Source organism: Halorientalis sp. (assembly GCF_028275115.1).
Lineage (GTDB): Archaea > Halobacteriota > Halobacteria > Halobacteriales > Haloarculaceae > Halorientalis.
Genome location: NZ_JAQCNH010000035.1, coordinates 1 through 9,249 on the forward strand (window position 1 = coordinate 1; position 9,249 = coordinate 9,249).

A 9,249-nucleotide genomic window follows, 5' to 3' on the forward strand; every position below is an offset into this window, starting at 1 on the left:
TCGTCCCGGAGATGGTTGTCTACGGTGAACTGGTCATGTTGAATCGTCCCGCGGTTGACCAACCGCGTGACGAACGCGTCACAGAATATCGGCCGGAACTCCTCTTGGAGATCCAGCGCAAGCGAAGGTCGTCCATGCCGATCAGCGTGTAGTACCCCGAGGAACGGATCGAGGTTGTATTGTCGCAGTGCGGCCAACACCTCATTTTTCACCATCACATAGGTCAGGGATAGCAGCGAATTGATGTGATCTTCCGGTGGGCGCTTACTCCGGGTCTCGAAGCTCCACTCTGAGACGAGCGTCTCGTCAAGACGGTCGAAGTAACGCTCGGCCGCCTCACCCTCTGCCCCCCTGAGTGCGTCTTCGCTGTCGGCGTCGAGTGCGCGGTCCCGGAGATCGTCGAGTACGTCCGTTCCGTGGACACCCTTCCGTGCGAGAAGCGTCCGGGCGTTGCGGATCTTCGCGGCGATCATCGCCCGTGCGATCGTCAGTTCGCCGTCGCCTCCCAACGCATACTGTGCCCGACGCACCTCGGCGATGGTGTTGCGTTCTGGGACGAAGCTCCCTCGATAGTCACCATGCTGGGTGAAGTAGTTCAGCACGATTCCGTGTTCGTTCGCCTCCGCGACGAACGGCGTCGAGAAGTTCACGCCACCGAACACGTTGATCGTGTCTAGCTTTTCGATCGGGAACGTGGCGAGCTCGTCGTCGTCGCCGTCGATGTCCCAGACGACGACGCGCCCCTCGCTCGTGCGGATCTGAGCACCCTGTGTGGTGACGAACACGACCGACTCGTCGAACATCCCCTCTGGAGACTTCACACGTCGTCACCCCCAAGCGAGACGGCGTCGGGGTCTTCCCACCCGGTTCCCCGTGCGCGCTTCGGTTCGAGTCGTGCCGTCTCTTCGGGCATGCAGTACGTCCGGGCCGAACACGCCTCGCACTTGCTGGGGGTGTCCGTGAGCGGGGGGATCGTCTCGACCGACATCGCCTGGATCTGCCGGACAATCTCGCGAACCGTCTCACGGTGGTCGTCGGTGATCCGAACGGCGTGTCGTTCGTCTGTCGAGTAGAGGTAGATGTACCCGAGGTTTACTGGGTCACCGGTCACCGTCTCCAGCAGCATACAGTAGCCCGCGAGTTGGACCTCGTCACTGGGAAAGTACGTCTCGCTCTCGGCCCGCTTCCGTTCGACTGGTGTGAGCACGTCGCCGTCGTTCTCGATCAGGTCGAGTTTTCCGTGGAGCCCGAGCTCGTCCGACCGGAAGTACCGCTCACGGACCCAGCCGCCGCGGCGGGATTGCTCCTCGTGTTTCGACCGGCCGTCGACGAGTTCGTACGGTGTCCCGATTTCGTCGTGGTACCTCTGGTAGTAGAACCGTCGTGGACAGTAGACAAACTCGTTGAGCGCACTGACGTGGACGAGTTCATCTCGGAAGTTCGAGCTCGTCACAGCCAGTCACCACCGTCTCCGACCCCGCCGATCAGGTCGTCACCGTCACTGATCCGTTCTTTGTCAGCCTCCCGTTCGTGACAGTGAAGATACAGCGCGTCTGTCCCGAGGGCCAAGCATGCCGACCCCTCCTGCACCACGACCGGGTAGAGAAAGAAGAAGTCGTCAAGCCCGTACTGCTGCTGAACCACGGTCGGGCGCTTCGGGACGGCGTGGCCGAGAATCCCAGCCGCCGGGCCGAGTCGGTTGGATCGAGTGCTCAGCCGTTCGTTGAACCGGTCGACGCCGTTGACGCCGGACATCCCTGCCTCGGAGTCGACACGGATCTTGAGCCCACCGAACACCGTTGGGGTGCGCTCACCACCGCGCAGATGTTTCCCTAACCGCGGCCCGGTAAATGAGACGCTTCGACCGTACCCTTCCGCGGTCGTCTCGACGGTTCCGTCGAAGGTACAGAAGCCGTCTACGTACCGTGCGAGTCGGTCGACTGTCGCCCGTTCCGCTTCCGGAATAATCCGCTCGAACGTCTCGCGGCCGTGGAAGGAAACACGTCCGTACCGAAGGAGGTACATGATGTCGTACGCCCGCACAGTTCCCTCCTCTCCAGCAGTTCTGTCGTAGACGAGTGCCTGGATCGAATCGCCGCGATACCACTGAAGCTGTTCGAGCGTCTGCCAGTCAACGGTGTCGGCTGCTCGCTCAAGATCGTCGTCGGTGAGGCCGTCGAACGGGTCTAGGAAATGACGGTCGATCCGACGCCGTCCGCGGTGAAAGACTTCCTCTCGACGCCCGGGACGAGAACTTTCGACACGATCTTCGAGGTGGTGACCCGCCTCCGGACCGGAGTACCGCCAGTCGAACGACTCCGGTCGCCGTGGTTCCGGAAAAGCGGTCGCGAGGACATCGTCGAGTTCACGACGGGTGACGGGCCCACCCTCGACAGCGTCGTGATTGAGAATACAGGCTCCGACACTCCGTGGAACGTAACATCGAGCTCGACACACGTCTGGACGACTTCGGAGTCGCCCGAGTCGCTGCAGGAAACTCGACTTCTGGTGGCCCGCGAACAGCAAGCGGTCGATTTCGAAGTCGACACCGACTTCGACTGCCGCGTTGCTCACGAGGACATCGAACTCGTAGAGTTTCCGTGCCTTCTCCTCGCCACGGAAGCCATCGATCCGTTCGACACGACAGTCCAACTCGTCAGCGAGGTACTCGTGGACCCGCTGGACTTCGTGAACACCGTCGAGCACGATCGCGACTTTGTCGTGGCCGTCGCGAGCCGTTCGGTCACCCGCACAGAACGACAGCAGGTCCGCTCGATCGTCGTCCAAGAGCACGTCGGCCGTTCCGAACGTTGGTGCCGTTCGTACGTCCAACTTGATAGGCGGCATGACGGGGTGCCACTCGTCTCCAGGGTCAGTGAAAAAAGGTCGGCGCTCGTCGGTCACTCCTGCCGTGACGCGGTGGTACGGTGCAGCCATCGCGTCGGCGAACAATCCCTCCTGTCGATCATCCGGGGTGGCACTCAGGAACGCGATTCGATTTAACGCTACCTCTTCGTCCGGCCACTCCCACAACTCGTCTAAGAGGTACCGGAGTGTGTTTTGCTCTTTTCGTCCGGCCTGGTGGAACTCGTCGACGACCGCGAACGGAATTTGGCGGTAGACCCGGCTCTCTCGCCCGTACAGACCCCGAGCCATCATCACGAAGCTGTCCGGGTTCGTGAGAAGGAGCACCTGGTCGTTTGCCCGTCGTTCGCTTCTGTACAGGTGGTCGATCACCTCTGCGTTCGATCGGACATTACGAGCCATCTCGGCCCGGTGCCGTGCCACGTGTTCGGAGGTGATCGTCAACACGGCGATGTCGTGATCGGTCGCCTCTGCAGCCCGCTGCACCTGGTCCGCTTGGTCGACAACGAGTGCATTCGTGGGGTAGATGGCAATCGTGTCCAACTGTTCGTCGAGTGCGGGTGCCAGCCACGCCGAGGTCTTTCCGCCACCAGTCGGACTGTCGTCAACTGCGACGAACCCGGCATCGTCACCAACCAACTCCGACAGTCGGAGTTGATGATCGTAAGGGTCGTACTCGAACGGATACGGGTGGGCGTGCTGCCGGAGTGCAACCCCCTCAAGGGTGAGCTCACCGAGCCACTCCCCGGTCACCGGCGCTCACCCAGGAAGACGAGTCCACGCGGAAGTTCAATCGTTTCGGGACCCCGAGGAGCGTCGCTGCGGTCGATACGCAGGTACTCTCCGTCGTAGTCGCCCGACATGATTAGCGGCGTGGGTTGCATCGACTTCGTGGCGACGTTCCCGACGGGGACATCGGTATGATCGTCGACGCCGATTGGGTGTCCGAGACGGTAGGGGCCGTCCTCAAGACGAACCGGCCGTTCCGTCAGATCAACTCGGACCTTCCCGCGTTTCTTTCCCAGTCGGACGTACGTTGGAAGGCGGTCGGCGACTGCCGACGCAGACTGTTCGCGGGTCAAGACGTATGCACGGAGCGCCGTCCCTTGTGTGAGCGACCGTCGACGGCCGAACGTCGGGAGGTTCTGACCCTCGTACGGGTCATCCTGTGCCGAGTAGTTGACGACGACGTACTCGTCGCGGCTCGCGTTGTACGTGGTTGTCGTGTACTGCGGCGCAGTTCCACGAACCGGGGCCGCAGGGGAGACGTACAGATCCGGCGCAACGTGTTCGGTATCCGCGAGGTACGTTGGCTCGTAGCTCGTGTCGAGATACCGGCCGCTGGCAAGCCCGAGCGCGTAGTACAGCGCCGTGTTCAGGACGTACGGCTCCGTGTCCGTAAGCCGCCCGACCTCGCGGGAGGTGAACGTCACCTCGCCACGGACCCGAATCGTCGCCTCTAACACCTCCATGGTCTCAGTCCGTCACCTCGGCGAGGAACTCGCGTGACCGTTCACGCTGTGTCGCCAGCACCTCGCCGAACGCGTCACCGGTCGCCGTGTCGATCAGATCGTCGACTGTCTCCGTCGAGACACGTGTGAGATCAAGACCGTCGCTCTCGATACGAGACTCGAACGCGTCTTTCACGTGTTCGGCAGCGAGTGACGGATCCACGTTCTCGGCACTCGTCACGTCGCGGGTCGTCTCGTAGGCCGTGTGCTCGTCGTCACGGAGCGCTCGGATCGCGTCACGTGTGAGTTCGAGGTTCGCCGCCCCCTCTTCGCTGCCGGTGTACATACCCAGCACATGGTTCTTCGTCCGACCGAGTCGCGAGGTGGCTGCACCGTAGCGTTTGTTCTTCCGTGTGATCCTCAAGACGAAGGCGAGTTCAGCGGGTGTCGCGTCCTGGAGTGTGACGACACACGGGAACAGCGTTCCCGGCTCGAAGAAGTCTGGTTCGCGGATGGTCGCCTCTGGACCTTTCGCGTAGTCGCCGCCCGGTGCGTTCTGGAACTTCTCGTCGACGATTACCGTCGCGTCCCGGAGACTGTACGCCGTGTCGTACCGGACACGAGAGGTGATCGAGATTGCATCGTCGCCGGCGGCGCTCCCGTAGAGGATGCACTCTGGGCAGTCTTGACACATCTCGTTGACCTGCATCGTACACTCATCTTCTTCCTCGCCGAACAATCCCAGCTGCCGTTGGAGGGCTTTTCCAAACCGACGGTCGCTGCCGGTCTGTTTCCGCATGAACATCAGTCCCGGCGAGTACTCCGACCGTTCGTCGCCCACCGCGACGTTCGCCAGATCGGCGTCCTGCCCGTTGGTGGTGAACACGGCATGGCTCTGGAGCTCACGCAACACGAGGACGTTCGTGTAGTTGTTCTGCGGACGTAGGGTCATCTGGTCTGTCGGAACGGTTCCGTCTGCGAGTTCGGGGTATGTGTCGTGATCGAGCATTGTGTGTCTCCGTCGTAATTACTCGTCGTGCAGTGCGTCCGTTTCTTCGTCAGCGCTGTCGCCGTCTCCGTCGTTACCGAACGTCGCCCGCTGGAGCCGGCGTGTCGCCGCGTAGAACCCGTCGGCGAGACCGTTTTCCCGACGCTTCAGCCGCGCCGGCTTCCCGTCGAACAGTCCGACGAACACCTCGTCGACGAAGTACTCGGCGTAGGCTTCGATCCGTTCTTCGAGGCGGTCGCCGCTCTCACTCTTTTCGCTTCCGACGCGGTACACCTGGTCACTCCGGTTGGGGAGCTTGGCAATCCGGCCGGCGACGGCGTCCACGGCGTCCTGTCGCGACGGCTCACGCGGCCCGAACCCCTTGATCGCTTTCACGCTTTCGCGGAAGACGCGTTCAATGGCGTACGGTTTGCTGTTCGTCGGGTCCGGTCTGATCGCGTCGAACGCTCGCTCGGCGAGCGTCGAGATCGTGTCGTGTGTCTCTCGTGTCATTTGTGTCGAGTGTCGGTCGTCGGGTCGCCACACGCCTCGTCGAGGATCCGCGCTTCCTCAAGCAGGAATCCGGCGTTGTCGCCGTCATCGGCCTGCGCGATCCGTTTGAGAAGGTACGACCCTGGTAGCGGCTTGTTCCGAGTCGCACGGAGGTACTTGGCGAACAGTGCGTCCTCGCGTTCGTTCCCGTAGCCGAGTCGGATCAGCGCCGCGGCGGCGTTGAGTCGGTCACGCAACGCCGACAGAGGGATCTCTACTCCGTAGAAGTCATGAACCTGACTGAATCCCGCGCCGATCCGTGCCGTCTGCTGGAAGTCGCGCCCCCTAATGTCTGGGATTGGCGACTCCGAGACGACCACTCGGAGTCCGGTGTAGCTTGCTAGGGCCAGCCCGAGGAAGGTGCCGAAGAACTGGAACTCGGTGTCGTTGTCGGTCGGTTTGAAATACGCGAATGTCTGGGTCCCGAACCCGCTCGCGTGGTCGAATCCTCTGTCGAGCGTTTCGACCATCGACCCACCATGTTCCGGATTCAAGAGCCCACCGACGTAGTCGCTCAGAACGGTCTCAGCGTCGCGTCCGGGGTGGGAACTCGGGTCAATCCCACCCTCGCCAACGTGGAGGACCGCTTCGGCGAGCCCGCCGAGTTCGGTCTTCGCGTCCGGACCGAAGTTGTCGGCGAACGTCGCGTAATCGCGCCATGACGCCGGTGTGTAAAAGTAGTCGGGGACGAGGTGGTAGTAAAGTCGACCACCCTCCCGACGCTCTGCACCGGCTTCTCGGAGTGAAAGCTCCACCTGACACGGATAGCACACGAGGAGCTTCTCTGGCTTCCCGGCGTCTACTGCGACGTGGTTCGAGTACCCGGATTGGAGTGTCGTGAGCGACTTGGACGACTTCATGTCGCCTTTCGTCCCTGTCGTCCCCCGGTTACACAGGTCACACGTCTTCCCGCGACGCGAGCCGCCGTACTCGGTGAACGGGTCGGTGAGCCGATCCTCGGACCCACCGACACGCCGACCGTCGAGCGTCACGGTCTCAACCAGGAACGCAGACAGCTCTGTCCGGAGGTTCCCTGTCTGTCCCTTGGAGACTATCGTCCGCCACTCAGGGTTGAGGTCGTCTAGACCCTCGATCACGAGTGTAGCGAGATCACTGTACTCCGTCAGTCCGCGGTCGAGCAGTGACTGCCCGATTCCGTAGGCGTGGTCCCACTTCCCGCCGGCCCTCAAGGGGAGTTCTTCGTCTGCTGTCTCGATCCCCGATGTCGTCGCTTCATCAACGTTGAAGAGCCCACACGTTGCCCGAAGGGACGATTGGCTATCGCCGCTCGTATCGAGTACTGGATCGATGAAGGAGCGCTTGATTGTGTAGGCGAGTCGAGCGAGTCCGACTGGTTCGCGGGTTCGTGTGATGTCGAACGGGAGGTGCGACTCTAAATCGGCCATCGTGTCGGTCATGGCGTCTGTCGGGTCCGAATCCGGATCGGCGTCAGTTGCTGCCTTCAGTGCCACAGCTTCCAGAACCGTCTCAGGACCGGCGTAGAAGAAGTCCTGATCGTTGATACTGTAGAATCCCTGTGACTCAACACCGAGGTTGTCGACGAGTTGTCCCTCGTCCTGATACGCCTCGTGAGAACTGCGGACGTTACTCCGGAGTTGCTCGAACACCTCGTCGAGAAACGCCTCACCCGTCGTCGGTGGCTCGGCGTCTGCAGGCGTGAGGTAGACAACCCCGTCCTGATACAGCAACAGCCGGTGGAACTGAGAGCCGAGCGTGTCCGCGACGGCGGCGTTCAGGAGATTCGTCAACACACCGGTCACGGTATCGAGGCGGTGGTGTCTGAGTGAGAACGACCCGGCAGCGTTCGGATACGCGGCTGCGACCGCGTCCTCGACTTTCGGTTCGGCTGCTCCCTCTGGACGGTCACTGGAGGCGAGCGCGTCCGCGAGCCTGACCGACGGACGGTGCTCGTTGAACCGACGTGTCGACGTTTCGTGGTTGGCAGTCCAGTCGTCGTGGTGGTCCACGGCACACGATGCGAAGTCGGCCAGCGACAGTTCATCCGCCCAGTCAAGCAGACCGAACTGCTCGACGTACGACTCCACCTCGGACTCGGGGATGTCGAACCGCCGTCGCGGGTCGCCGTCACGTTCGGCGTCGAGTTTGTGGAGATCGTGGATCACGTACAACGCGACGGCCGCCCGCAGCTCCGCCTCGTCGCGTGGAACACCCCCGACTTCGTCGATTAGTTCGTTCACGCGTGCGAGCGCGGCGACGCCGTTGCGGACGTGGTTCAGAAGTGACTGATCTGTGTAACCGAACTCAACGCTCTTTGCCGGCTCGAAGCCCCAGCCAGCGTCGATGAGGTGTGGATCGACCGCTTCGTAGTACGCTGCCAGGACTCGCTCTTCGAGCGTGTCGTCGGAGCCGGACTCACCGGTGTCCGTCGCGTCGCCGACTCCCGGGACATCCACGTCGAGGTGTTTACCGAAACTCAGCTCGTCGTCCTCGGCCTCTGCGGTCGGTGTCGTCTCTGTCGTCGGGTCATCACCGAGACGCTGTTGTGTGTAGTCTTCTGTCATCTGTCTTCTGACGCGTTCCTGGCTCTCACGTCGATACCTCCACACTCACATTCCCACACCCCCGAGCAACGGCGCTCCCGATGCCGGAGTACTCCGCGAACAGCGCGAGCGCCGTGACCGCGTTCTCGACGCTCTCGCTGGCCTGCTTGAACTCGTAAGTGTACGTGCCGGTGAATCCCTGCTTGAGGATCGCTCGAGGGCGATCGCCGTCGCGGACGCGATTCGTCAACACACTGTGGGTGTCGTAGGTGGACTCCTCGGGCTTCGTGATCACGCTCTCCTCGACCGTCGGGCGTGCGAGGTCCAACGCACGGTGGTCGGCGTCAGTGGGGAGAGTGCGCTGCCACTTCGGTGCTAACGAGTCAGCGAACACCAGCCCGCGGTGCGGGAACATCGCCGTCACCGAGCCCTGCTCCTCGATACACGTCGGCGTGTGGAACGTGAGCGTCAACGATGGATCGTCGAGATCGGCGGCACGACCGAGGAGTTCCTGGCGATCCGTCCGTTCGCTCTCGAAGGAGTCGACGAACACCGGTCCGTCGGGGAGCTCGATCCGATCACCGTCGAAGACAAGAGCGCGGACGAGTGCCTCAAACACGTCGTCGTCTGCCGGGTCCGGGACACCGAGTATGAGCGTGTACGTCTCGCCGGGCAGCAGCGTCCGGTGGTTTTGTCGGTCACACCGACCGAACCGACCACGCAGTCCACTCTGGTGGATGCTCCCGAACTCAGTGTCGTGGACGCGCTCACTAACGGCCTCGTCCACATCGTCGAGCGCTTTCAAAAGCGCCGCGTATACCCGGTACCCGTTCGACTTTGGAACCGGAACACGGTCTGCTGGTGAGAGTAT

General features: G+C 62.3%; 8 protein-coding genes. All 8 read right to left on the reverse strand.

Going from position 1 to position 9,249, the window contains the following annotated elements; all coding sequences use genetic code 11:
- Positions 1-803: CRISPR-associated endonuclease Cas1 (gene cas1 / locus Q0964_RS05845; RefSeq protein WP_414652135.1), on the reverse strand; the 803-nt coding region annotated here is incomplete at its 3' end.
- A 14-nt stretch (positions 804-817) separates the two neighbouring features.
- Positions 818-1,453, reverse strand: a complete 636-nt coding sequence (gene cas4 / locus Q0964_RS05850) for a CRISPR-associated protein Cas4 (protein WP_299264669.1) — start codon at positions 1,451-1,453, stop codon at positions 818-820.
- A complete protein-coding gene (gene cas3 / locus Q0964_RS05855; RefSeq protein ID WP_299264671.1) occupies positions 1,450-3,618 on the reverse strand; it encodes a type I-D CRISPR-associated helicase Cas3' in 2,169 nt (722 codons plus the stop codon). The genes cas4 and cas3 overlap by 4 nt, the downstream gene beginning before the upstream one ends.
- Positions 3,615-4,337 carry a type I-D CRISPR-associated protein Cas5/Csc1 gene (gene cas5d, locus Q0964_RS05860; protein WP_299264673.1) on the reverse strand — a complete coding sequence of 241 codons (723 nt, stop codon included), beginning with the start codon at positions 4,335-4,337 and terminating at the stop codon, positions 3,615-3,617. The genes cas3 and cas5d overlap by 4 nt, the downstream gene beginning before the upstream one ends.
- Before the next feature lie 4 nt (positions 4,338-4,341).
- Positions 4,342-5,325 (reverse strand): type I-D CRISPR-associated protein Cas7/Csc2, encoded by a 984-nt coding sequence (gene cas7d, locus Q0964_RS05865; RefSeq protein ID WP_299264675.1) that lies wholly within the window; start codon positions 5,323-5,325, stop codon positions 4,342-4,344.
- Positions 5,326-5,343: 18 nt separating this feature from the next.
- A complete protein-coding gene (gene cas10d / locus Q0964_RS05870; protein ID WP_299264677.1) occupies positions 5,344-5,817 on the reverse strand; it encodes a type I-D CRISPR-associated protein Cas10d/Csc3 in 474 nt (157 codons plus the stop codon).
- Entirely contained in the window at positions 5,814-8,399 is a 2,586-nt protein-coding gene (cas10d, locus tag Q0964_RS05875) for a type I-D CRISPR-associated protein Cas10d/Csc3 (protein ID WP_299264678.1), read from the reverse strand. The genes cas10d (Q0964_RS05870) and cas10d (Q0964_RS05875) overlap by 4 nt, the downstream gene beginning before the upstream one ends.
- Positions 8,400-8,424: 25 nt before the next feature.
- The coding region (gene cas6, locus Q0964_RS05880; RefSeq protein WP_349254436.1) for a CRISPR system precrRNA processing endoribonuclease RAMP protein Cas6 at positions 8,425-9,249 on the reverse strand (825 nt) is incomplete at its 5' end.

Coding starts and splice junctions, on each gene's coding strand:
- cas7d (WP_299264675.1), bottom strand. CDS start 5,325: ATGCTCGATCACGACACATACCCCGAACTCGCAGACGGAACCGTTCCG.
- cas10d (WP_299264677.1), bottom strand. CDS start 5,817: ATGACACGAGAGACACACGACACGATCTCGACGCTCGCCGAGCGAGCG.
- cas5d (WP_299264673.1), bottom strand. CDS start 4,337: ATGGAGGTGTTAGAGGCGACGATTCGGGTCCGTGGCGAGGTGACGTTC.
- cas10d (WP_299264678.1), bottom strand. CDS start 8,399: ATGACAGAAGACTACACACAACAGCGTCTCGGTGATGACCCGACGACA.